We start from the raw sequence: 21,928 nt of genomic DNA on the forward strand, positions 1-21,928 counted from the left end.
CATGTCCAAACCCGTCAGCATGACCCGAAAAATCGTCGTCGCCGTCACAAGCGTCGTTGCGGCGTCGTGGCTTCTCGCCAGTGGCCTCGGGATCATGGTGATGCAGGATGAATTCGCGGAAATCTTCGATTCCGGTGTGCAGGAAACGGCAGAGAGGCTGCTGCCTCTTCTGGTCGACGACCTCAGACAGAACAACACGGCACCCGCCCTGCAAAAACTTCGCTCCTCGGAGGGATCGGAATATCTAACCTATCAGGTACGGGACCGCGAAGGACAGGTCGTCTTGCATTCGCATGACAGCTCGACCGAGCCCTTCGAGGTTTCGCTCGACCCCGGTTTTTCCGAAACCTCGACTCAACGCATCTATTCAGTGGCAACCCCGGACGGAAACTATGTCCTGCAGGTTGCCGATGCTTTTGCCAATCGCCGCGAAGCCATACAGGAGGCAGGAACCGCACTGCTCTTGCCCGTCCTCATTCTTATTCCCGCAAGTATCATCGCCGTGATCGTTGTCGTCAGACGAACACTCTATCCGATACGCACCCTGCGCGACGAGATCGGCAAGAAGGATGGCGGCAACCTTGCGCCGCTTGAAACCGAACCTTTTCCCGCAGAACTTCATCCTATCGCTCGCTCGGTCAACCTGCTGCTGGAGCGGCTGCGCGCAGCCATCGAGGCTGAGCGAGAGTTTACGGCAAACAGCGCCCACGAATTGCGCACGCCGATTGCCGGCGCCCTGGCGCAAACGCAGCGACTGCGTGCAGATATTCCTGCTGAACTGTCTCCCCGTGTGGAGAATATCGAAAAGTCGCTGAGCCATCTCGGTCATCTGGCGGAAAAACTGCTGCAGATGTCCCGTGCGGAGGCGAAGATCGGCGTCACCGATACCAGCAGCGATATCATGCCGGTCGTGGAACTGGTTGTCGACGATATCAGCAGATCGGCACTTGGCGCACGCCGTATCAGGTTCATCAACGATTGCGACACGGGTCTCGAATGTCGGATTGGTGCCGACGCATTGGGGATTGTCGTCAGAAATCTGCTCGAAAACGCACTGATCCACAGCACGGCGGGAAGTCCGGTGACGGTCCAGACGAAGCCCGACGGAACGATTACCGTCGTCAATTCCGCACCGGTGATCGACGAAGCACTGTTGCCCAAACTGACAACGCGCTTCACCAGAGGCCAGACCGGTGCCGAAGGCTCGGGCCTCGGCCTTGCCATCGTGAAAAAGCTGGTCGAAGAAAGCGGCGGAAAGCTGTTTCTGTCATCGCCGGCACCTGGACGAAAAGACGGGTTTGAAGCGCGCGTTGTCTTTCCCGTAAAAGCGGCCTGACGAAAAAAGCCCCGCCGAGGTCGACGGGGCTTGGATATTTATGGGCGTATTCGCCAGTTCAGTCTTCGTGGATGTGGCTGTGATCGCGTGTATCGCGCATCTTTACATAGACGATGAGCGACAGGGCAATCATGATCGTCACGTACCAGAAGAACCAGCCCTCGTGGCCGATCTGCTTGAACTTGAGGGCGACGAACTCAGCCGTTCCACCGAAGATGGTGTTGGCAAGCGCGTAAGGCAGCGCAACCCCAAGAGCACGGATATGTGCCGGGAACATTTCCGCCTTCACTACCGCGTTGATGGACGTGTAGCCCGTCACGATCAACAGTCCTGCAAGCACCAATGCGAAAGCCGTGAACGGGCTGGTCGTGGTCGCAAGGGTGCTGAAGATGAGATAGGTGAACAACGTTCCGAGGATACCGAAGCCGACCATCAGCGGTTTGCGACCAATTTTGTCAGACAGCGCGCCGGCAATCGGCTGGCACAGCATGAAGACAAAGAGGGCCGCCGTGGTGATTTCGGTCGCGCTCTCCTTGCTGAAGCCCGAAGTATTGACGAGGAATTTCTGCAGGTAGGTGGTGTAGGCGTAGAAGGCCAGGGTACCGCCCGACGTCAGGGCCATAACCATGAAGGCCTCCTTCGGGTAGTGCCGGAAAAGCGCCCAGCCGCTGGACTTCGGCTTGCTGTCGTCATTTTCCTTGACGTTCTTGAACGACTGCGTTTCGACCAGTCCACGGCGAATGTAAAACACCGCAATCGCCAGAACACCACCGATGAAGAACGGAATGCGCCAGCCCCATGCGCTGAGCTGTTCGGGCGTCAACAGGCGCTGCAGGATGAGCAACACAGCAAGTGCCAGAAGCTGACCGGATATCAGGGTGACATACTGGAAGCTGGAGAAGAAGCCACGGCGGCTCTTACCGGCCATTTCGCTGAGATAGGTCGCGCTGGCGCCATATTCGCCGCCGACGCTGATCCCTTGCAGCAAACGGGCAAAAACCAGAATTGCCGGTGCAGCTATACCAATCGTTTCATGGCCAGGGGTGATGGCAATCAGGAGCGACCCAAGACACATCAGCGTCACGGAAAGGGTCAGGCCTGCCTTGCGACCCTTGCGGTCGGCATAGGTGCCCATGAACCACGCACCGATCGGGCGCATCAGAAACCCGACAGCGAAAACCGCGGCGGCACTCAGGAGTTCGGCGGTCTGGTTCCCAGACGGGAAGAAGATCGGCGCAAAATAGAGGGTAAAGGCCGAGTAGACGTACCAGTCATACCATTCAACGAGGTTACCCGCCGATCCACCGATGATGGATTTCAGCCGGGTTTTCTGATCCGGCGCAGCCGCCGGCTCATTTGTCATAATATTCACGCTAGACTCCGATTCAGTCTGATCTGGAGATTGGAGCGAGCAAGGAAGGTGTGATAATTTGTCGCTCCCTGCGGACGGTATATACCTCTGATGCTGCAATGCGCAAGCTTATGCTGCAATGCGGCATAATCCTTGCTTTCACCCGGTCGCATCTGCGTTTTCATATGCCGCCGTCGAGACGGCAAAAACACCAATCCCGCCGTTGCCAGTGGCTGCGGGGTAAAATAAAAAATATCAATGCTTTACAATATCGCACATTTGCAACTCGAGAAGCTCCTCGTGCCGGCATCACGGGCGGGCGAGGCGTTGGCGCGGCTGGACGAACGAATTTTACGCTCACCGCTGCGATTGGGCTTCATTGAGCGACAGGATTTCGGCGATGCGATCTCATCCATGTGGGTCGATGGCGAACTCGTGCACATGGAAGACCTCGTTTTGCATGAGGCGCGAATGGACGTACGTGCGCCCACGCACGAGATGATTTCCGCCTACAGGATTTTGCGAACCCGACGCACGATCTTCGCGAATGTCAGAGGATGGGCCTTCTCGGCGAGCGGCTTGTCCCGCCTGCGTGGCAAGATATCGGATACTGATGAAAGTACAGGCCTCCAAAGTTTCTCTCCCGCTACACCGGATGTCGATGAAACGTCTGTCGAAGATGCGCCACTACAGGATGCTTTTTCCGAGCTGGATGCCCTTCTGGCACGCAGCACGGCAACATTGCAGGCCGTCACCGGAGGGCGTGATCTTCCGCCAAGCCTGCCCGCAAACGACAGCCACGCTCTGATCCGTGACGCAGACTGGGATGAGGAAGAAAGGCTTGAGGAGTGGCGGCAGGTTCATGACGCAAGCCAGGCACTCCCGCCGATCCTGCGCGCCGCGATCATGCTGGACGCGTGGAACAAGCTTGAAGTTCTGCAACGAAGCCCCTGGCTTGGCAGGCTGCTGACAGCGGCTTTTCTACGCGATTCGGGGGTTTCTCCTGACCATCTGCCGGCGCTCAGCCCAGGCCTGCGCGCTGTTGCACGCGACCGCAGACATGCCGCCGACCAGACGGAGCGCACCGTAGCGCTTCTCGACAGTTTTTACGAAGCCGCTGTTGGCGGACTGAAAGAGCATGACAGGCTCCTGCACGCCCGTGAAAGAATGCTGCGGAAACTGGTCGGCCGGCGTTCCAGTTCGCGATTGCCGGCACTGATCGACCTTGTTGTCGCCCGGCCCGTCGTCTCGGCCTCCGTCATCGTCAAGGAACTTGGAACAACGCCGCAAGGCGCTGTGGGACTAGCCAACCAGCTTGAACTTCGCGAAGTCACGGGGCGCGGGCGATTTCGTGCCTGGGGAATGCTTTGAGGCTGACTGATACTGGCTTTCTCGGCATGACAGCAGCTATGCTCACTGGATAAGCAACTGAAACAATTTCAGAATTTTCCGATCACGATTCTTAACAAAATTTAACTATTGCGGAGCGGGTCGAAATGTCTATCTTCCTCGCAGCGTTGCAGCCCAATTTATTCTCCGGCAACGCAGTCGCATTCAACACCGGCAATATTTTCAGACCGGCGACATCCAGTGTCCATCACGAGGGAGATGCAAGTCATGACCATTTCCATTTCACAGCCAGATTCCGATCAGGAAACCAGCGCACCATTTGCCAGAAAGATACTGGCAGCCAGAAACCACGCCGGCTACACGGTCGACCAACTGGCAATAACCTGTGGCCTTACGACCACCGAAATCCGAGCCCTGGAAGAGGGCACTGACAGCGATCCGCTACGCATCAAGCGCGTTGCGGCTGCTTTGAACATCCCCGTTGAAGCTGTCATCTGATCTTCTGCGCTCCGACTTGACCGCCGCCCACGGAATGTTCTTGATGGAGCATTCCGGCGGCGTTTGAATGTTCGCCGTCAGAAATGGCGAAACTATTTCCGAAGCTTCTCTTAAAATTTCGCTTTTCAGCACCACATGAGCGTGGTCACCGGCATCCGCCGGGCGCTGCCTGCACGACCGAGAGCCGGCCACATTTCGGGAATCCGCTCATGACACTTCGCGATAACACCGAGGATCTCATTTCGGCGTCGACGCTCAATCTTTGGCCGACGGAAAAAACCGGCATCCTCGACTGGCTCGTGACCGATACCAAGGGTCAGCGTTTCATTGACGAGATATTCGTGGAAATGTGCGAGCGGTTGCGTGCTGAAGGCGTTTCCATCGCACGTGCCGTCCTTGCCTTCCAGGTTCGCCACCCGCAATGGCTTGGTGCGCGCATACTCTGGAAGCCGGGCATCGAAACCGCCGACATCGATACATTCGGGTACGGATCGGAAAGTTCTCCGGAATATATCAACAGTCCAATCAGCGAGATCCATCGTGGTGCTCAGGAGGTTCGCCAGCGGCTGCAAAGCGGCGCAACGAACGGGGCCGGATATGCGATCTATGACGATCTTCTCGCCGAGGGAATGACAGATTATTGTGCCTGGCCAATAGAACACACGTTCGAAAAACGGCATGTGGCGAGTTTCGCCAGCGATCGCCCAGGCGGGTTTTCTGATACTGAAATCGCGACCTTGAAAAACCTTATACCCGCGCTCGCGCTCGTCAGCGAGATAAGGGTCAAAAATCGCATGGCGCGGACATTGCTGGAAACCTATGTCGGGCCACATGCTGGGGCGAAGATTCTGGATGGCGCAACGACGCGCGGAAGCGGCGCCACGGTCGGAGCGGCGATCCTGATCTGCGATCTGCGCAATTTCACACATATTTCCGACCTTTGGCCGAGAGACGATGTGATCGAACTGCTCAACGGCTATTTCGACGCCATGTGCGACCCGATCGAGGAATTTGGCGGCGAGATCCTGAAGTTTATGGGCGACGGGTTGCTGGCGGTTTTCCCACTCAGCAATCCCGATGCCTGCCACAATCTTCTCAAGGCGATTGGCAAGGCGCAGGAAGGGCTTGCCGCGCTCAATGAAGTCAACAGGCAGAAAGGCCACGAACATCTGGGGTACGGCATCGGCGTTCATATTGGCGATGTCATGTATGGCAACATCGGTTCGAAAACCCGCCTGGATTTCACCGTCATCGGCCCAGCCGTGAACATCGCGTCCCGCCTTGAAACCCTGACGAAAGACACCGGGCGCCCGGTTCTCTTTTCCAAGGAGTTTGTCAACGCGGCAGGATGTAGCGACAAGCTGGAAAACCTCGGACCCTGGCTGCTTCGTGGACTTGAAACCCCTGTGGAAGTCTATGCTCTCCCCGCGCAAAGCCACGCATAAGCGACTTATATAAAAACACATTTGTCATGCGGCTACGCCATCATCGATGACTGCGGCGCGCTTTTTCGTCTTAAACAAACGTCAGGTGCATTGTGACCGGAAACGTCAGACCAGCGCCCGAAAGGGATGCATCTGCTCGTTTAAATCGCTTGACATGATGCACCTGTCGATCTAGCAAAATAGAACATATATTCCATATTTTCACGTAGAGAATTCTACGTTCTGCCTTCCAGGGAGTGGAGGGCAGTTATGAGCAACGGGAGGAATAATGGTTACGAAACTGGCACTGCTTGGCGCTGGCCGCATCGGCAAGGTTCACGCCAAGGCAATCGCGACGGACAGTCGCGCGAAGCTGGTCGCCGTGGTCGATGCAATGGAAAACGCAGCGAAGGCAATCGCAGAGGAAACAGGATGTGCCGTCAGCACAATTGACGACGTCCTGGCGAACAAGGACATCGACGCTGTCATCATCTGCACGCCGACCAATACACATTCCGACCTGATCGAGCGCTTTTCGCGCGCCGGCAAAGCGATCTTCTGTGAAAAACCCGTCGACCTCGACGTTGCACGTGCAGAAGCCTGCGCAAAGGTGGTTCAGGAAACCGGCGCGAAGGTCATGCTTGGCTTCAATCGCCGTTTCGACCCTCATTTTCAGGCCGTTCACAAGGCGATCGAAGATGGCCGCATCGGCAAGGTGGAAATGGTGACGATCACCAGCCGTGATCCCGGCCCGCCGCCTGGAGACTATATCAAGGTGTCCGGCGGCATTTTCCGTGACATGACCATCCACGATTTCGATATGGCGCGTTTCCTGCTCGGCGAAGAGGTAAGCGACGTCTTCGCAAGCGGTTCCGTTCTCGTAAATCCCGAGATCGGTGCGCTTGGCGATTTCGACAGTGCCAGTGTCATTCTCACCACCAAGAGCGGAAAACAGGCCATCATTTCGAACTCACGCCGCGCCACATATGGTTACGACCAGCGCATTGAAGTACACGGTTCTCTTGGCTCGGCGGCTGCCGAAAACCAGCGTCCGGTTTCCATAGAGATCGCCAATGCGGACGGCTATACACGCCCGCCTCTGCATGATTTTTTCATGACGCGTTATACCGCCGCTTATGCTGCGGAAATCACGGCGTTCATCGATTGCATCCAGAACAATAAGGCGCCGTCGCCATCCATTACCGACGGGCTCGTTGCCCTCAAGCTGGCGGATGCCGCCCTTAAATCCGCACAAACGAAAACAGCTGTTTCGATCGCTTGAAACGGCGAAAGGCAAAAAAGGCCGGGCGACAACGCCCGGCCTTTTTTCATTACAAGCCTGTTTTGTTCGTCAGAACATCGTGTTCTGGTTTGCTGACGCTTCAGGCACGTTCTGGATCACGTCCCAATGTTCGACAATTTTGCCATCCGCGACCCGGAAGATGTCGACAACAGCCTGGCCATTATCCTTCTCACCATTGGTGGAGTGGATGTGTAGCCAGACCAGATCTCCATCCGTAGAGCTACGAACAATGCGCGCTTTGGAGTTGGGGTTGTCCTTAAAGAAACCAGTGAAAAACGACAGGAAAGGCGCCTTGCCATCCGGTACCTCCGGATTGTGCTGCCTGTAGTCGTCGGCCACCACCCTGGCCGCTTCTTCAGTTTCATGCCTATTGAAGAAACGATCGTAAAATTCGATCACAAGTTTGCGGTTTGCTTCTTCCTGCACAAGATTGCGAGAGGCCGTTTGAGCGAGAACGGGCATTGTTGCGGCAACCAGAATGACAGTGGCGCCCACAAGCAGCTTCAGAGATCCGACCATGGTGTCTCCCTTACATTGTTTTGAGAACGACTTAGTATCCGACCGTGAAACGCTGGCGCACATGCGCTGGCTTCTCAATTTCGTCTACGAGCGCGATGGCGTAATCCTCGAAGGAAATGCTGGAGCCCTGATCGTTGGCAAGCAGGGTATCCTTGCCGAGGCGGAACTTTCCGGTGCGTTCACCAGGGACAAACATCGCCGAAGGCGAAAGGAACGTCCAGTCGAGGTCTTCAACCGTCTTCAGCAAGTCGAGGAATTCGGCCCCCTTCGATGCTTCCGCTCTGTACAGGGCCGGAAAATCGGGTTGATCGACCAGACGCGCACCCGGCGCCACTTCCAGGCTGCCTGCACCGCCAACAACGAGATAACGCGTCACGCCGGATGCACGCACCGCCGCGATCAGGGTAGCTGCATCGCTCGCGGTGAAGTGAACTGACGAGATCACGGCGTCATGCCCCTTCAACAGAGCAGCCAATCCTTGCCCATCGTACACGTCACCTTTAAGAGGCGTCACGTTGGCCAATGTTGCAATCTTTTCAGGGTTTCGGGCAATGGCGGTGACCTGGTGGCCGCGGTCCGAGAGTTCCTTGAGAATACGCGATCCGGCATTACCGGATGCTCCGATCAGTGCGACTTTTGTCATGACGACAGCTCCTTGGCGTAACTGTTAATACGGTCTAAAATATAGACCTATAAGGTTGCTATGACAGATAAATGGCCTGCGCAAGAAGTCATCTTTCGTTGATCTGGTCACACGACAATGACCTTTGGCGGAGAGGAAGGAATGAAATTGACGACCCCATCGAACCGGGACGAGCCCCTCGTTTTCGATCAGCCCTGCCCGATAAGAGATGTGCTGGATCGTATTGGTGACCAGTGGAGCCTGCTGGTGCTGGAGGCGCTGGAAAATGGCGTCCGGCGCTTCAACGAGCTCATGCGCGATATCGGCGACATCTCCAAACAGATGCTCTCAAGGACATTGCGCCGGCTTGAGCAGGACGGCTTCATAGCACGCAAGGTCTATCCCGAAGTCCCGCCACGCGTTGAATATACGTTGACCGATCTTGGCCGGTCCTTTCTGCAGCCTATGAAGTTGCTGGTTGGCTGGGCCGACGACAACCATCGGGAAATCGTCAAGGCGCGTACGCGCTACGCCACACCAAACGAACCAGTCTGATTTTCTCCACTGCACTTGGTGCGCATCCAATCAGCGGGAACGAAACGACCCGTCATCAAGCGGATTTAATTGTTTGCATTTTCTCTAACTAGAAAATTTTTGTTGCATCAGAAAATGCAATGCCTATAGCGTAGGCAAACATACGATATGCCTCCCTATTATTCAAATCCCAACGGAGCCCGTCACATGCGCCTTGCATCCACCCTGATTTCCCTGGCTGCCGCTCTTGCGGCAAGTGCGCCGGCGGCGCTCGCCCAGGAAAAGACCCTGGTCGTTTCGGAATGGGGCTACACGCCCGAGCAATCGAACGAATTTCTCTACAAGCCTTTCGAGGCTATCTGCGGCTGCAAGGTCGTCATCGATACCGGCAACAATGCAGACCGCCTCAACAAGATGCGCGTCCGTGGCGGCGTAGACGTGATGTTCATCACCGATGCCTTCACCCAGCAGGGCATCGACGCGGGCGTCTTCGCCAAGGTCGACCGGTCGAAACTGCCAAATCTTGACGAAGTCTATGACATCGCAAAAGCTCCCCAGGGCGAAGAGTATGGTCCGGCCTACGTCGCCGGTCACTACGGCATCATGTACGATGCTTCCAAGGTAAAGGAGCCGATCACCTCCTGGAAGGACCTGTGGCGTCCGGAGTTCAAGGGACTTGTCGCCATCCCCGGTTTCAACACCACAACGGGCCCGCTGACAGCAGTCATCGCCGGTGAACGCGCAGGCGTGGATGCCTTCAAGGACCCGGAAGGTGCCTTCAAGAGCCTGGGCGAACTCAAGGAAAACGTCCGCAAGACCTACAACACCGGCTCAGAACTGGTGAACCTTTTCTCCACCGGGGAAGTGGTGATCGCTGCGGTTCAGGACTTTGCTGCGCCGGCGATTCACAAAGCTGTTCCAAATGCCAAGTGGGCGCCGTTGTCTGAAGGCGATTATGCCATCTTCAACACGCTGAACATCGGTAAAAAGGCCAACAATCCTGAACTTGCCTATCAGTTCATCAACTACAAACTCTCCAAGGACGTTCAGGAAAAGTTCGTGGCCGTTGGCGATAGCCCTGTCAACAAGAACGTCGTGATCAGCCCTGACAAGGTCGGCGACATGGCTTACGGCGCCGACGCAATCGCAAAGCTGCGCAAACCTGACTTCAAGGCCATTCTGGCACAGAAGCCTGATTGGGAACGCCGCTGGAACGATATTTTCGCGAAATAAGCCGAAACGGTGGATATCGACCAATGAACATCCGGCCCGGTCAGGCTTTACCTTACCTTCTGGTGTTGCCGGGGACGCTTATCGTCCTCGGCCTTCTCGTATTGCCAGTTGCAGATACATTTACTGGAACAATTGGCCCGGAGGGCGATCGTCTCGCTCTCTACCGCCAGTTCTTCAGCTACGACTACAACATCACCGTCATCGTGCGCTCCGTCCGCGTCGCGCTTGTCACGTCGGTGCTGTCTCTCTTTCTCGGCTATTTTGCCGCAAGCGTCATTGCACGCGCCAGCGGCCTCTGGCGGCAAATCCTGCTTGTCTGCGCGGTATTCCCGCTGCTGACAGGCGCGATCGTGCGCAGCTTCGCCTGGATGATCGTGCTCGGTCGCAACGGCCTGCTGAATTCCACACTGCTGTCACTTGGAATTATCAACGAGCCGATTCCGCTGCTTTTTACCGAGGTGTCATTGATCCTCGGCCTTGTTTACCTGTTCACCCCGCTTGCCGTCCTTTCCCTGATTGGCGTTATCGAGGCGATCGACCGAAGCATCATCGATGCTGCTACGTCGCTTGGCGCATCGCCGCGAGCTGTCTTTCGACAAGTTACGCTACCGCTGATCGCGCCTGGCCTTCTGGTCGGCGGCGTTCTGGTCTTCACCGGAAGCCTTGCGGCATTTGCGACGGGCCGTCTGCTCGGCGGTGAAGCGGAGACCATCCTTCCGACACTGCTCAACGAAAAGGCGATGATCAGCTTCGACTGGGACGCCGCTGGCGTTATCGCCGTCGTGATGGTCGCGATCACTTTTGCTGTCGTCCTTGTCGGCCAGTTCGCCGCACGACGTCTCAACCCCTCTGCAGGATAATCGGGCGATGACTGACACCACCTCCCTTTTCACCCGCTTGATGGCCGTCCTGGTGTTCATTTTCCTGCTGGCGCCGCTGTTCATCATCTTCGGCGCATCGCTGACACCCGGAACGTTTCTCTCCTTCCCGCCACAAGGCCTGTCGCTTCGCTGGTACGCCTTCGTTCTGCAGAACGAGAGCTTCATGGAGAGCTTCAAGACCAGCCTGATCGTCGCAACGCTTGGCACCGGCATTGCCATGCTGGTCGGCATTCCAGTGGCCTATGCGTTGGTTCGCCATCGCTCCGTCATTCCTGGCTGGTTCGGTTCGATTTTCTTCCTTCCCGTGCTGGTACCCGAAATCGTGTTCGGTTTTTCGCTTCTGAAAACCGTGATCGTGACGCTGGAGCTTCCCGTCATGACCGCGCTCTTGATCGGCCACACGATCATTGCCATCCCTTATGCAGTGCGCGTCATCGGAGCGAGCCTTTCAAGCTTCGATTTCAGCGCAGAGGAAGCCGCGATCTCGCTTGGTTGCTCGCCACTCAAAACTTTCTTCACGGTGGTCTTGCCCAACATCCGCTCGGGCATCGTCGCAGCCTTCATCCTCGCCTTCATTTCCTCCATGAACGACGTGTCCGTATCGCTCTTCCTGACCGGACCCGGCGTCAGCACGCTCCCAATCAACCTGTTTACCTATGTCGAGCAGCATTTCGATCCATCAGTTGCCGCTGTTTCCGTGCTCCTGATGCTTCTGACGGCGATTGTTATCGTGATCGTCGAACGCACGCTCGGCCTGTCGAAAGTCATGAGATAGACCGATGACCAGTCCTACCCTTTCGCTCACCGGCGTCTCCGCCCATTATGGCTCCACCCGCATTCTCGATGATCTGAACCTGACCGTCAAAAGCGGCGAACTGATTTCGCTGCTTGGCGCATCCGGCTGCGGCAAGACGACAACGCTTCGACTGATCGCAGGTTTTATCAAGCCTTCTACTGGCTCCATCAGGCTTGGTGACAAGGAGCTGACCAGTTTGCCGCCGCACCGGCGCGACATCGGCCTAGTATTCCAGAACTACGCACTGCTGCCGCATCTAACCGTCATCGACAATGTCAGTTTCGGACTGAAACAACGCGGCATCGCTGCTGCAGAGCGCCAGAAGCGTTCGATTGAGATGCTTGAAATCGTCGGCATGGCGCATCTGGCCAATCGCCTGCCATCTGCGCTTTCCGGCGGCCAGAAGCAACGTGTCGCACTGGCACGCGCGCTTGTCATCGATCCACCACTGATGATGTTCGATGAGCCGCTTTCCAACCTCGATGCAAAACTGCGTGTCGATATGCGGGTGCAGATCCGCCGCCTGCAGATGGCCGGTCAGCGGACAGCCGTCTACGTGACCCATGATCAGGAAGAGGCGTTTTCAATCTCTGACAAGGTTGCCATCATGGATGCTGGACGTGTTGTCCAGCTCGATACCCCGGAGGTTCTTTACCGCCGACCGGCGAACGCCTTCGTCGCCCGTTTCGTCGGATTCGAGAACATCCTGCCCTTCCGTGTCGTCGACCGTCTGGCAAATGGCAAGGTGAGCGTTGAATTCGAGGGCGGAAGCCGCGTTATACTCTCCAGTGCCGACTTCGGTGAAATTCCTGATCGGGGCCTGATCGCTACACGTCCCGAGGGCCTTACGCCCGACATCGCCGGCGAAGGCATCACGACAAACATCGGCCTGCGAACCTTTCTGGGCCGCAGTTATCAGTATCACTGCGAAAGCTCGGCGGGCACGCTGGTGGCTTTGGGATCGATCGAGACCCCATTCGAGGCCGGCACGGCCGTGGGCCTGACCATCAATCCGCTGCACAGTGCGATCCTGCCGTTCGAAGCCATTTCCAGCAAAAAGGACACGTGACGATGGCCCGCTTCATCAACATTGCCTGCGCACAGATGGGCCCGATTGCCCGTATAGATAGTCGTCCGCAGATCGTGAAGCGGCAGATCGAACTGCTGCGCGAGGCAAAATCGCGCGGTGCAGAATTTGTGGTTTTCCCCGAACTTGCATTCACCACCTTTTTCCCGCGCTGGGTTTTAAACGATCAGGCCGAGATCGACAGCTATTTCGAACGGGAGATGCCGGGGGCGGAGACCCAACCACTCTTCGACGCGGCCAGAGAACTCGGCATCGGCTTCTACATCGGTTATGCTGAACTGGCCGAAGAAGATGGCCGTACTCGGCATTTCAACACCTCGATCATCGTCGACTCAAACGGCGAGATTGTCGGCAAATATCGCAAGGTTCACCTCCCCGGCCACGCTGAGCCGGTGCCCGGCCGTGATGCCCAGCATCTGGAAAAGCGCTATTTCGAGCCCGGCAATCTGGGCTTTCCGGTCTGGCGCACGATGGACGGCATCGTCGGCATGTGCATCTGCAACGATCGACGCTGGCCGGAAACCTATCGCATCATGGCCTTGCAGGGAGCAGAGATGGTGTTTGTTGGCTACAACACACCTGACAATCACACCGGCGTCTTCGATTTCGACCAGTTGACCGGCTTCCATCACCAGCTGTCATTACAGGCAGGCGCCTATCAGAACGCCACCTGGGTCGCCGCTGCGGCCAAGGCCGGCTGTGAAGAAGGCACGAACATGATCGGCTTGTCGATGATCGTCGCACCATCCGGCCAGATCGTCGCGATGGCATCCACGACTGGTGATGAGATCATCAGCGCCAGGTGCGACCTCGACATGGGCGTCCTGTACAAGCGCACGATTTTCGATTTCGCTCGACACCGCGAGCCATCGCAATACGGTCTGATCGTGGAGCGCAAGGGACCAATTGTCGAGGTTTGAGAACTATCGGCAGGATGGAGAGGCATTATATGGCGGAACATGAGGCAACGCCGAACAGGCCGATAGCAATTGACGGGCGAAGCGCGGAAAAACCCGTCGGTATGCCCGTTGGTGCAATCCTGTCGCGGCTCCGCTTCGAAAACCGTTGGACGCTTGCCGAGGTTTCACGTCGCACGGGCGTTTCCATATCTGCGTTGTCAAAAATCGAAAACAACCAGTCGACACCGGCCTACAGCGTTCTGGTGCGCCTGGCGGATGGACTTGGCATCGACTTTGCTGACCTGATCGGCAGCTCGACCCAGAAATTTGCCTCCGCAGCCCGGGTTATCACGCGCGCCGGTGAAGGCACGACCTATGTGAACAAGATGGGCGCCTATGAAGCGCTCGCCTCTGGCCTGGCTGCAAAATCCATGCAGCCCATGGTCATCGATATTCCCAAGCGTACCGGCAACGCCAAGACCGTTCGCAGCGCCCATCGAGCCGAAGAATTCGTCTACGTACTGGACGGCGAAGTGACCTTCTTCATGGAGCCGTACACGCCCGTCGTGCTCAAGACCGGCGATAGCGTCTATTTCGACGGCGCCAGTGAGCACGGCTTTTCTTCCAACAGCGACAAGATCGCCCGCATTCTCTCAATCTGCCTGGAACGTCCCGCAAGCGCGGCACATTCCGGCGAGGACACAGCATGACCAACGATACGACGATCCAGGATATTTCCATTGATGCCGCCAGCGAGATCAAGATCCGCCAGCGGTTGACGCTTGTTGCCTTGGGCAAGGAGAAGGCCGATGTGGCGCTGCGGGTCGGGCGGCTGCTTGATGTCGCAACCCGCACATGGTCGGACGACCAGGAAATCATCATCAAGGATCGTCGCATTGCCTATGTCGGCAAGGCAGGCAGCTATCCGGGTGAAGTCTCAATCCGCGTGCACGAACCCAATCTTGCTGCGGTTCCCGGCCTTGGCGAAGTCCACAAGCACATCGAAAGCTCGCATCTGACACCGGAATGGGAAGCCGCGCTGGTTCTGCCGCGTGGCAACACCTGGACCTGTGAGGCAAGCCATGAATTCTCCAACGTCAACGGCGCGAAAACGCTGGAGTTCTGGTTAAAGGCACGTGAGGCTGGCTCACCACTCAAGATTTTCCCTCTGCCCGGCTCGGCAGTACCGCCCACTGCCTATGAACACGGCGGCGGTTACTTCGGCTACGATGAACAGAAGGCTTTCCTTCAGGACAGCCTGATGACGGCAGGGCTTGATGAGGTGATGGACTGGCCAGCCGTCTGGAACCCGGAAAACCCTTCTTACGACCGTTTGTGGGGCATGATCCGCGCAACTTTCGAAAAGCGCGCCGTGGTTGAGGGGCATGCTGCGGGCATCCGCGACCTGCCGACAATCAATGCTTTCGCCGCCGCCGGACTGTCCTCCGATCACGAGGCGTGGACCGTCGAGGAATTCTGGGACAAGCTCACACATGGCCTTTTCATGGAGCTACGTCCGCACAGTCTGCCGGAGGTCATCAAGGGCCTTCTGGAGCGCGGCCTCTCCGACTGGTCGCAGATCGCGTTGACGACGGACGACCGTTCTGCCTCCGACACGCTGAAACTTGGTGCGACAGACTATAATGTTCGACTTGCAATTCAAGCTGGCCTTGCGCCGGAAATCGCCATTCAGTGTGTGACAATCAACCCGGCCCGCCACATGCGGCTGACACCCTGGGTCGGCTCGATCGCTCCTGGCCTGTATGCCGACATCGTGCTGCTTTCCGATGTGGAGACATTCGAAATCGCCAAGGTCTGGGCGGACGGACGGCAGGTCTCTGAAGGTAAGACCTTCCTGCCGGAGGTGCCCCAGATAGACTGGCCGGAATGGGCCCGAAAGACCGTCAACATCGGTCGGCATCTGGCGGCAGACGATTTCGCCATCAAGGCTGCGTCTGGCCGAGAAACCATGACCGCCGCGGTCCTGCGCCCCTTCCACTGGACAGACGACTTCCTCACTTACGATCTGCCGGTGAAAGACGGCCTGGTGCAGCGAGACGAGAGCCGCAACATCACCAAATTCTCCGTCATTGACCGCTTTTCCGGCAAGGCCGGCGTGTCGAAAATGTTCTGGCTCGGCTGTGGTCCGGCAACACCAGACACAGCACTTGCCTGCTCGATGGCGCATGACAAACATAATATCTGGTGCGTCGGCTCGTCCGACGACGCGATGGCAAAAGCCGTCAATGCGGTCGCAGACAATGACGGCGGCTGGGCGCTGGTCCACGCGGGTGAGGTCGTTGCCCGCGTTCGTTACGAGGTGGCTGGCCTGATGAGCTGCCGCTCGGCAGAAGCATTGCACGAGGAAATGCAGGCGCTTTATGCAGCCGGCGAAAAGATAGAATGGATGTACGAGCCGACCTTCATGCCGCGCTGGTTCCCGGGCTTCCCTGAACGGCTGGCGTTTGCCACTCTGACCTGCGCGCCCTGGCGCTGGGTTCTGGTTGCACCGAGCGACCATGCACCGCAGGGTCTGGTCAACGTCCAGACCGGAGCGACCCATCCGGTTGTCTTCTAAACCGGACTTTCCCCTCCCCGTTTCTTTTGAAAGTGCAAGCATGACCGCCATCACCACCGTTACACCTGAGCTCGAAAACCGCTTTTCTGGTTTCGACGCGCTTGTTGAACCACGCGTGGTCATCGATCTTCCGACGCTTGACCGCAATCTCAGGGCGATGGCGAACTTGGTTGCCGGACAGGCGGAACTGCATCCGCATGTGAAAACACACAAGAGCCTAGCCATTGCCGGAATGCAGTCTGATCACGGTGCGAAGGGCTTTACGGTGGCGCGCGCGCATGAAGCGAAGATGCTGCTTCAAGCCGGGCACGATCCGGTCACCATTGCCTACCCGCTGATATCAGAAGAAACGATCATTGCTCTTTTGAAATTGGCGGGTGAACCGCAGCGGTTGCGTTTCATCGCTGAAAGCGATGCGGGTGTCATCGCCCTTTCCTCCGCCGGTCGCAAGCTCGGCATGTCCGTTCAGGTCTTTCTCAAGGTCGATGTTGGCCTGCATCGCTGTGGCGTCGATCCGAAAGGAGATGCGGGTCTGCAGCTTGCAGCGACTATCGATCGTGATCCACACCTGAGCCTCCTCGGGCTGCTCTCTCACGCAGGCCATGCTTACGGCGCGCCCGATCCTGATGCGATCAGACTAGTGGCAACCGAAGAACTCTCTCTTTTGTCAGAGTTTCGCCTCCGCCTGCAAAAGAACGGCGTCGCGGTTCACCGCATCTCCATTGGCAGCACACCCACTCTCCTGTCCAATGCAGGATTTGAGGGCGTGGATGAGGTCCGACCGGGAAACTATGCTTTCCTCGATCTGACGGCAGTCCGTCTCGGCATCGCAAAGCGTACGGATGTTGCCCTTGGCATCGCTGCCCGCATCGTTTCCGGCAATGACCATTACGCCATTGCCAATCTCGGATCTAAAACGCTGTCGTCGGATCTCGGCGCTCATGGAACCTCGGCCACAAGCAGCTTTGGCGAGGCATGGATCGCCGGTGCCGACGAACCACTCTGCGTGCTGAAGCTATCAGAGGAACATGCGTTTCTCTCCTACAGCGGAAAGCGGCCAGCCAATGGCACCCCCATCCTCATCCTGCCGAACCATAGCTGCCCCGTTGCCAATCTGAGCGGGGGCATGCTGGGTCTCGGCAATGATACGGGCGCAACGCGTGAAATTCACGTTGAAGGCACACGCTCTACGTTTCCATGACCTTGAAATCTCGGGTTTGGCGAAAAGACAGGGGCCGGAAAGCGTTCAAACTCTCCGACCCGATCCTAGCTTCTAGGCAGACGTTTTTCGCCGGTCCGTATCAGAACTCTTCCCAGCTATCCGCAGATGTGTTGAGCGCAGCATTGCCAGCGAATGCAGCCCTGATCTTTCCACCCAATGCGCGCGCGGGTGACACTGCAGGCCTGTCAGCCGGCGAGGCTGTGCGGAGCGGTGTTGACGCTTCACTGTAACCGCCTTCTGACAGCTTGAACTGGGACAGGATCTGGTTGAGCGAGGACGCCTCGCGGGCAAGGCCGTGGCTTGCCGCCGTGCTTTCTTCGACCATGGCAGCGTTCTTCTGCGTATCCTGATCCATCTGGTTCACAGCGGTGTTGATCTGCTGCAGGCCGGACGATTGCTCCTGTGCCGATTCCGCAATCGCTGCGACGTGCCGGTTGATTTCCTTTACTTCGGTCACGATCTGCTCCAGCGCCTTGCCGGTCTCGCCGACCAGTTGCACGCCCTGCTGAACCTGACCGTTGGACGTGGTGATGAGATTCTTGATCTCCTTGGCCGCACCTGCCGAACGCTGCGCCAGTTCACGAACCTCCTGCGCGACAACCGCAAAACCCTTGCCCGCTTCGCCGGCACGGGCCGCCTCGACACCCGCATTCAGCGCCAGCAGGTTGGTCTGGAAGGCGATCTCGTCGATCACGCCGATAATGTTGGAAATCTCATTGGCGGAGGATGCGATCTGCTCCATTGCAGACACAGCCCGCTGAACGACCTCGCCCGACTGTTCTGCGCCCACCTTTGCACGACCAACAAGCTGCCCTGCGTCTTGGGCGCGTTTGCTCGCGTCCTTCACGGTCGTCGTAATTTCCTCGAGTGCCGCGGCAGTCTGCTCGACAGCAGCAGCCTGCTGTTCCGTGCGCTTGGCAAGATCATCTGCGGCCGACCTGATTTCGTTCGCACCAGCATCGATGCCACGGGCATTCTGCGCCACCTGGTTCAGTGTCAACTGCAGTTGCTCCGCAGCCCTGTTGAAATCTCCACGGATACCGTCGAGGCTGGCCACAAAAGGCTGCACGATACGGTAGGTCACATCACCCTGGGCAATCTTCGAAAGCGCCGTGGCGAGATTATCGACCGCAAACTGCACATCGACAGCTTCCTTCGCCTTCTGTTTCTCACGCTCGATGCGATCCTTTTCCGACAACGAGCGATTGGCTTCCGTCTCTTTTTCAAGGCGAATGCGCTCGATTGCACTTTCCCGGAAGGCCTGAACGGCGGCGGCCATCTGACCGACTTCATCCTTGCGGTCCATGCCGTCGATTTCCGACACCGTATCCCCGGCCGCCAGCGATCCCATGCGTTCACGCAGGCGAGCAATCGGCGCGGTGATGCCGCGGGAAGAAATCAGAAGACCAAGCGCGATCAACATCATGGAGACGATTGCGATGCCAGCAAGGCCCGTCCAGATCGTTGTACTGGTGCTGGCTGTCAGACGCTGTCGCCCCTCATTCATGACCTGAATGAGTTGCTCGTTGCCGGCGCTGATTTTCGGGGAAACTTCGGTCATCTTCTGAAGTACGGCGAGCGCCATTTGCTGGGCTTCGGCCTGTTTGCCGGCCTGTGCCAACGCGATTGCCTTGTTGCCAAGGTCTTCCACTTCAACGACGCCCTTCAGGATCTCGCGGGCTGCATCCGTGCGGGCCGGAACCAGTTCCATGATCTTGTTCTGGCGCTCTTCGAGCTGCTTGCGGTCGGCCCTGAAGGTTTTGACCGCGGCTTCAAAATCGCTGCTCTTTGGATCATTGAGCGTAGCGCGAAGCGTCTGCATGCCCAATGCGTTGAGGTTTCCACTGGTCCGGGCATTCAGTACGGCAGCGAGCGCCTCATTGGCAATGAAATCGCTGTAGACGCTGTCTGTGCTCTTATATTGCCAACTCACATAGCTGATCCCGGAAAGCGACATCAGACTCATCAGCGATATGACAAAAACGACCTTCGTTTTTATCTTGGTATTTTTCAGGAACGACATGAATAGCCTCAAGGCAAGCGCTTCCCCGGCTCCCCTCCAGGACGCCTGAGAAACGAAATATAGAATGAAACATCGCGGGTAGCTGTGCCCCTCCTCATAGGGCGACAAGCGGGCCTCCGGTGAAAGCGGCCAAAGCTCGCTCGAGGATGGTGTCCACTCGTTCTACCGGCTCCTCCGATGAAACATTGGAACCTGCACGGCGTAGATTTCACCAAATCACTGAATGAATTGTTACTTCAGGCACCCAATCAATCGCAATTCGCATCGATTGCTGCCGAATTATTCATGTCTTGGAAACGGGGCAATTGACGCTGTCGCCGCAGGCCGAAAACCGGACAAAAACCGCTTCGGTCTGGCGCGGAATTTTTAAAGAATAACGACGAGATGAGCCTGAAGGCTAAAAGAGGAAAAGGGCTCCTGATTTCTCAGAAGCCCTTTTCAATCAACGAATTAGGATGGTGGGCGTGACAGGGATTGAACCTGTGACCCCTACGATGTCAACGTAGTGCTCTCCCGCTGAGCTACACGCCCTCCGTTGCGGCGGATAGACCACAAAACCCGATCGCACGTCAACTGCTTTTTTTCGGTTTTGTGAAGGTTTTTTGAGAACCCTTATGCCACAAGGAGTTTGTTGACCTCATCAACGAGGTCGCGAAGGTGAAATGGCTTGGAAAGAACCTTCGCGTCCTTCGGAGCCTTCGAATCGGCATTCAAAGCGACCGCCGCAAAGCCGGTGATGAACATAACTTTCAGGTCTGGGTCGAGTTCGGTGGCGCGGCGCGCCAGTTCGATGCCGTCCATCTCTGGCATGACGATGTCGGTCAGAAGCAGCGAAAAAGGCTCTTCGCGGAGACGGTCATAAGCGCTGGCACCGTTGTCGAAGGAAGAGACCTGGTAGCCAGCCTTTTCCAGCGCCTTGACGAGAAAGCGCCGCATATCATTGTCGTCTTCAGCAAGAAGGATTTTCTGATTCATTTAAGTGACCGTAACTGCTCGATGTTTGGAATAACCTAGTCCGATTGTAAGGTTTTCAGGGTAAATATCCTGTGAACGCGGGAATCGGTATAGCGCTGTTTGGGCGATAGTATGGACTTGCCTGCCAGTAACTGGCAACATAAGCATTCTGATAGTTTTACGACATGGTAAATGGGCTGAATGGACTGGATAACCGGCGAATACGAGCTGTTCGAAGTAACGGAACCTGCCGTCCAAACCCTGCCATTTGTCTATAACTCCCCCCACAGCGGTCGCTGTTATCCGGTTTCCTTTCTCGAATCATCGCGGCTGGGCCCGCATGAAATTCGCCGTTCCGAGGATCATTTCGTCGATGAACTCTTTGGAGCGGCACCGGAAATCGGCGCGCCCATCCTGAAAGCAAATTTTCCGCGCGCCTATCTCGACGTCAATCGTGAGCCCTACGAACTCGATCCGCGCATGTTTGACGGCACGCTGCCACCCTACGCCAATATCGGCTCCATGCGTGTTGCCGGCGGACTGGGCACAGTGCCGCGCATTGTTGCCGAGAACATGGATATCTACGCGCATCGTCTGCCGGTCGAAGAGGCGCTAACGCGTGTGGAGACAATATACAAACCCTATCATGCCTGCCTGCGAAGGCTTGTGTCACGCACACACGCGCAGTTTGGCATGGCGGTTCTGATCGACTGCCACTCGATGCCGGGCAATATACGTGTTGCAGGCTCGAACATCCGGCCCGACATCATCATCGGCGACCGCTACGGCACCAGTGCGTCCCAGGAGGTTTCACGGGCTGCGCTGCATTTTCTCGAAGAACTGGGCTTCATTGCCGTCTGCAATAAACCCTACGCTGGCGGCTTTATTACGGAGCACTATGGGCGCCCCATCCGCTCCCTGCATGCCTTGCAGATCGAAGTAAACCGCGCGCTCTATGTCGACGAGAAAACCCTCGTCAAGAATGCCGATTTCCATGCCATTCAGGCATCGCTGGAAATCTTCATGAGACAGCTTGGCGCCTTTGTCTCCGAATACGTCATCGAGACGTCGCTCGCGGCTGAATAAATCTTTCCATCCAGGCGAATAAGAAATGCGTATCAAGACCTGCGCAAAAAAAACCGCGCCTGCGCGCGGTCAAGTCTAGGGAGGAAACACCCAAGGAGGGTATTTACAGTCAAGGACTGTGAGATAAACCTAGTCAATAAGTGCTCATTTGTCAATCAATTTTATTATTGCACATATTTTGTGCTTATGCTGAAAATATGGAAATGGTTCCTCTCTAGACATGAGTGGACGA

General features: G+C 56.8%; 20 protein-coding genes and 1 tRNA gene. 15 read left to right on the forward strand and 6 right to left on the reverse strand.

Going from position 1 to position 21,928, the window contains the following annotated elements; genetic code table 11:
• The first annotated feature begins 1 nt into the window (after window position 1).
• Entirely contained in the window at window positions 2–1,336 is a 1,335-nt protein-coding gene (locus tag ACIQT8_RS08370; RefSeq protein ID WP_138791980.1) for a HAMP domain-containing sensor histidine kinase, read from the forward strand.
• A gap of 58 nt (window positions 1,337–1,394) precedes the next feature.
• Here the strand turns inward: ACIQT8_RS08370 and ACIQT8_RS08375 are convergent, their stop codons facing one another.
• Window positions 1,395–2,699 (reverse strand): MFS transporter, encoded by a 1,305-nt coding sequence (locus ACIQT8_RS08375; protein WP_138792261.1) that lies wholly within the window; start codon window positions 2,697–2,699, stop codon window positions 1,395–1,397.
• 246 nt (window positions 2,700–2,945) lie between these two features.
• Between ACIQT8_RS08375 and ACIQT8_RS08380 the strand changes: the two genes are divergently transcribed.
• The 4 genes from ACIQT8_RS08380 (at window position 2,946) to iolG (ending at window position 7,241) form a co-directional block, all read left to right on the forward strand.
• Window positions 2,946–4,058 (forward strand): RHE_PE00001 family protein, encoded by a 1,113-nt coding sequence (locus tag ACIQT8_RS08380; RefSeq protein WP_400964708.1) that lies wholly within the window; start codon window positions 2,946–2,948, stop codon window positions 4,056–4,058.
• A 246-nt stretch (window positions 4,059–4,304) separates the two neighbouring features.
• Window positions 4,305–4,535 (forward strand): helix-turn-helix domain-containing protein, encoded by a 231-nt coding sequence (locus ACIQT8_RS08385; RefSeq protein ID WP_138791978.1) that lies wholly within the window; start codon window positions 4,305–4,307, stop codon window positions 4,533–4,535.
• Window positions 4,536–4,744: 209 nt separating this feature from the next.
• Window positions 4,745–5,980: an adenylate/guanylate cyclase domain-containing protein gene (locus ACIQT8_RS08390; protein ID WP_400964709.1), complete on the forward strand. Its 1,236-nt coding sequence runs from the start codon at window positions 4,745–4,747 to the stop codon at window positions 5,978–5,980.
• 268 nt (window positions 5,981–6,248) lie between these two features.
• Entirely contained in the window at window positions 6,249–7,241 is a 993-nt protein-coding gene (iolG, locus tag ACIQT8_RS08395; protein WP_400964710.1) for an inositol 2-dehydrogenase, read from the forward strand.
• 69 nt (window positions 7,242–7,310) lie between these two features.
• Here the strand turns inward: iolG and ACIQT8_RS08400 are convergent, their stop codons facing one another.
• Both ACIQT8_RS08400 and ACIQT8_RS08405 read right to left on the reverse strand, forming a co-directional pair.
• Window positions 7,311–7,781: an ester cyclase gene (locus ACIQT8_RS08400; RefSeq protein ID WP_400964711.1), complete on the reverse strand. Its 471-nt coding sequence runs from the start codon at window positions 7,779–7,781 to the stop codon at window positions 7,311–7,313.
• Between the two features lie 31 nt (window positions 7,782–7,812).
• On the reverse strand, window positions 7,813–8,424 hold the full coding sequence (locus tag ACIQT8_RS08405) for an NAD(P)-dependent oxidoreductase (protein WP_400964712.1): 612 nt from the start codon (window positions 8,422–8,424) through the stop codon (window positions 7,813–7,815).
• Between the two features lie 141 nt (window positions 8,425–8,565).
• On the opposite strand from ACIQT8_RS08405, the gene ACIQT8_RS08410 reads away from it, so the two are divergent.
• From ACIQT8_RS08410 to ACIQT8_RS08450, 9 genes are all read left to right on the forward strand, one after another.
• Entirely contained in the window at window positions 8,566–8,958 is a 393-nt protein-coding gene (locus ACIQT8_RS08410) for a helix-turn-helix domain-containing protein (protein WP_138791973.1), read from the forward strand.
• A 186-nt stretch (window positions 8,959–9,144) separates the two neighbouring features.
• Window positions 9,145–10,170, forward strand: coding sequence for an ABC transporter substrate-binding protein (locus tag ACIQT8_RS08415; protein ID WP_138791972.1), 1,026 nt, complete (start codon window positions 9,145–9,147; stop codon window positions 10,168–10,170).
• 23 nt (window positions 10,171–10,193) lie between these two features.
• Window positions 10,194–11,030, forward strand: a complete 837-nt coding sequence (locus tag ACIQT8_RS08420) for an ABC transporter permease (protein WP_400964713.1) — start codon at window positions 10,194–10,196, stop codon at window positions 11,028–11,030.
• A 7-nt stretch (window positions 11,031–11,037) separates the two neighbouring features.
• Entirely contained in the window at window positions 11,038–11,826 is a 789-nt protein-coding gene (locus tag ACIQT8_RS08425) for an ABC transporter permease (RefSeq protein WP_138791970.1), read from the forward strand.
• A 4-nt stretch (window positions 11,827–11,830) separates the two neighbouring features.
• Window positions 11,831–12,916 (forward strand): ABC transporter ATP-binding protein, encoded by a 1,086-nt coding sequence (locus ACIQT8_RS08430; protein ID WP_400964714.1) that lies wholly within the window; start codon window positions 11,831–11,833, stop codon window positions 12,914–12,916.
• A gap of 2 nt (window positions 12,917–12,918) precedes the next feature.
• Window positions 12,919–13,854, forward strand: coding sequence for an N-carbamoyl-D-amino-acid hydrolase (locus tag ACIQT8_RS08435; RefSeq protein WP_400964715.1), 936 nt, complete (start codon window positions 12,919–12,921; stop codon window positions 13,852–13,854).
• 29 nt (window positions 13,855–13,883) lie between these two features.
• Window positions 13,884–14,543: a helix-turn-helix domain-containing protein gene (locus ACIQT8_RS08440; protein WP_400964716.1), complete on the forward strand. Its 660-nt coding sequence runs from the start codon at window positions 13,884–13,886 to the stop codon at window positions 14,541–14,543.
• Window positions 14,540–16,411, forward strand: coding sequence for an adenine deaminase (locus ACIQT8_RS08445; RefSeq protein WP_400964717.1), 1,872 nt, complete (start codon window positions 14,540–14,542; stop codon window positions 16,409–16,411). Before ACIQT8_RS08440 ends, ACIQT8_RS08445 begins: the two co-directional genes overlap by 4 nt.
• A gap of 40 nt (window positions 16,412–16,451) precedes the next feature.
• Window positions 16,452–17,612: an alanine racemase gene (locus ACIQT8_RS08450; RefSeq protein WP_400964718.1), complete on the forward strand. Its 1,161-nt coding sequence runs from the start codon at window positions 16,452–16,454 to the stop codon at window positions 17,610–17,612.
• A gap of 100 nt (window positions 17,613–17,712) precedes the next feature.
• Here the strand turns inward: ACIQT8_RS08450 and ACIQT8_RS08455 are convergent, their stop codons facing one another.
• The 3 genes from ACIQT8_RS08455 to cpdR all read right to left on the reverse strand — a co-directional run bounded on the left by ACIQT8_RS08455 (window position 17,713) and on the right by cpdR (window position 20,631).
• Complete coding sequence (locus tag ACIQT8_RS08455) at window positions 17,713–19,656, reverse strand: methyl-accepting chemotaxis protein (RefSeq protein ID WP_400964719.1); 1,944 nt, start codon at window positions 19,654–19,656, stop codon at window positions 17,713–17,715.
• 456 nt (window positions 19,657–20,112) lie between these two features.
• A tRNA-Val gene (locus tag ACIQT8_RS08460) sits at window positions 20,113–20,187 on the reverse strand.
• 81 nt (window positions 20,188–20,268) lie between these two features.
• Window positions 20,269–20,631: a cell cycle two-component system response regulator CpdR gene (gene cpdR, locus ACIQT8_RS08465; RefSeq protein ID WP_138791964.1), complete on the reverse strand. Its 363-nt coding sequence runs from the start codon at window positions 20,629–20,631 to the stop codon at window positions 20,269–20,271.
• Between the two features lie 180 nt (window positions 20,632–20,811).
• Here cpdR and ACIQT8_RS08470 point away from each other — a divergent pair, with 180 nt between their 5' ends.
• Window positions 20,812–21,696, forward strand: a complete 885-nt coding sequence (locus ACIQT8_RS08470; RefSeq protein WP_138791963.1) for an N-formylglutamate amidohydrolase — start codon at window positions 20,812–20,814, stop codon at window positions 21,694–21,696.
• Window positions 21,697–21,928: the final 232 nt, after the last annotated feature.

This window comes from Agrobacterium sp. NPDC090273, assembly GCF_044772305.1.
In the GTDB taxonomy this organism is placed as follows: Bacteria; Pseudomonadota; Alphaproteobacteria; order Rhizobiales; family Rhizobiaceae; genus Agrobacterium.

What these genes read in the sequence shown, in the direction of transcription:
- ACIQT8_RS08370 (WP_138791980.1), top strand. Translation starts at nt 2, where the DNA reads ATGTCCAAACCCGTCAGCATGACCCGAAAAATCGTCGTCGCCGTCACA.
- ACIQT8_RS08375 (WP_138792261.1), bottom strand. Translation starts at nt 2,699, where the DNA reads ATGACAAATGAGCCGGCGGCTGCGCCGGATCAGAAAACCCGGCTGAAA.
- ACIQT8_RS08380 (WP_400964708.1), top strand. Translation starts at nt 2,946, where the DNA reads ATGCTTTACAATATCGCACATTTGCAACTCGAGAAGCTCCTCGTGCCG.
- ACIQT8_RS08385 (WP_138791978.1), top strand. Translation starts at nt 4,305, where the DNA reads ATGACCATTTCCATTTCACAGCCAGATTCCGATCAGGAAACCAGCGCA.
- ACIQT8_RS08390 (WP_400964709.1), top strand. Translation starts at nt 4,745, where the DNA reads ATGACACTTCGCGATAACACCGAGGATCTCATTTCGGCGTCGACGCTC.
- iolG (WP_400964710.1), top strand. Translation starts at nt 6,249, where the DNA reads ATGGTTACGAAACTGGCACTGCTTGGCGCTGGCCGCATCGGCAAGGTT.
- ACIQT8_RS08400 (WP_400964711.1), bottom strand. Translation starts at nt 7,781, where the DNA reads ATGGTCGGATCTCTGAAGCTGCTTGTGGGCGCCACTGTCATTCTGGTT.
- ACIQT8_RS08405 (WP_400964712.1), bottom strand. Translation starts at nt 8,424, where the DNA reads ATGACAAAAGTCGCACTGATCGGAGCATCCGGTAATGCCGGATCGCGT.
- ACIQT8_RS08410 (WP_138791973.1), top strand. Translation starts at nt 8,566, where the DNA reads ATGAAATTGACGACCCCATCGAACCGGGACGAGCCCCTCGTTTTCGAT.
- ACIQT8_RS08415 (WP_138791972.1), top strand. Translation starts at nt 9,145, where the DNA reads ATGCGCCTTGCATCCACCCTGATTTCCCTGGCTGCCGCTCTTGCGGCA.
- ACIQT8_RS08420 (WP_400964713.1), top strand. Translation starts at nt 10,194, where the DNA reads ATGAACATCCGGCCCGGTCAGGCTTTACCTTACCTTCTGGTGTTGCCG.
- ACIQT8_RS08425 (WP_138791970.1), top strand. Translation starts at nt 11,038, where the DNA reads ATGACTGACACCACCTCCCTTTTCACCCGCTTGATGGCCGTCCTGGTG.
- ACIQT8_RS08430 (WP_400964714.1), top strand. Translation starts at nt 11,831, where the DNA reads ATGACCAGTCCTACCCTTTCGCTCACCGGCGTCTCCGCCCATTATGGC.
- ACIQT8_RS08435 (WP_400964715.1), top strand. Translation starts at nt 12,919, where the DNA reads ATGGCCCGCTTCATCAACATTGCCTGCGCACAGATGGGCCCGATTGCC.
- ACIQT8_RS08440 (WP_400964716.1), top strand. Translation starts at nt 13,884, where the DNA reads ATGGCGGAACATGAGGCAACGCCGAACAGGCCGATAGCAATTGACGGG.
- ACIQT8_RS08445 (WP_400964717.1), top strand. Translation starts at nt 14,540, where the DNA reads ATGACCAACGATACGACGATCCAGGATATTTCCATTGATGCCGCCAGC.
- ACIQT8_RS08450 (WP_400964718.1), top strand. Translation starts at nt 16,452, where the DNA reads ATGACCGCCATCACCACCGTTACACCTGAGCTCGAAAACCGCTTTTCT.
- ACIQT8_RS08455 (WP_400964719.1), bottom strand. Translation starts at nt 19,656, where the DNA reads ATGTCGTTCCTGAAAAATACCAAGATAAAAACGAAGGTCGTTTTTGTC.
- cpdR (WP_138791964.1), bottom strand. Translation starts at nt 20,631, where the DNA reads ATGAATCAGAAAATCCTTCTTGCTGAAGACGACAATGATATGCGGCGC.
- ACIQT8_RS08470 (WP_138791963.1), top strand. Translation starts at nt 20,812, where the DNA reads ATGGACTGGATAACCGGCGAATACGAGCTGTTCGAAGTAACGGAACCT.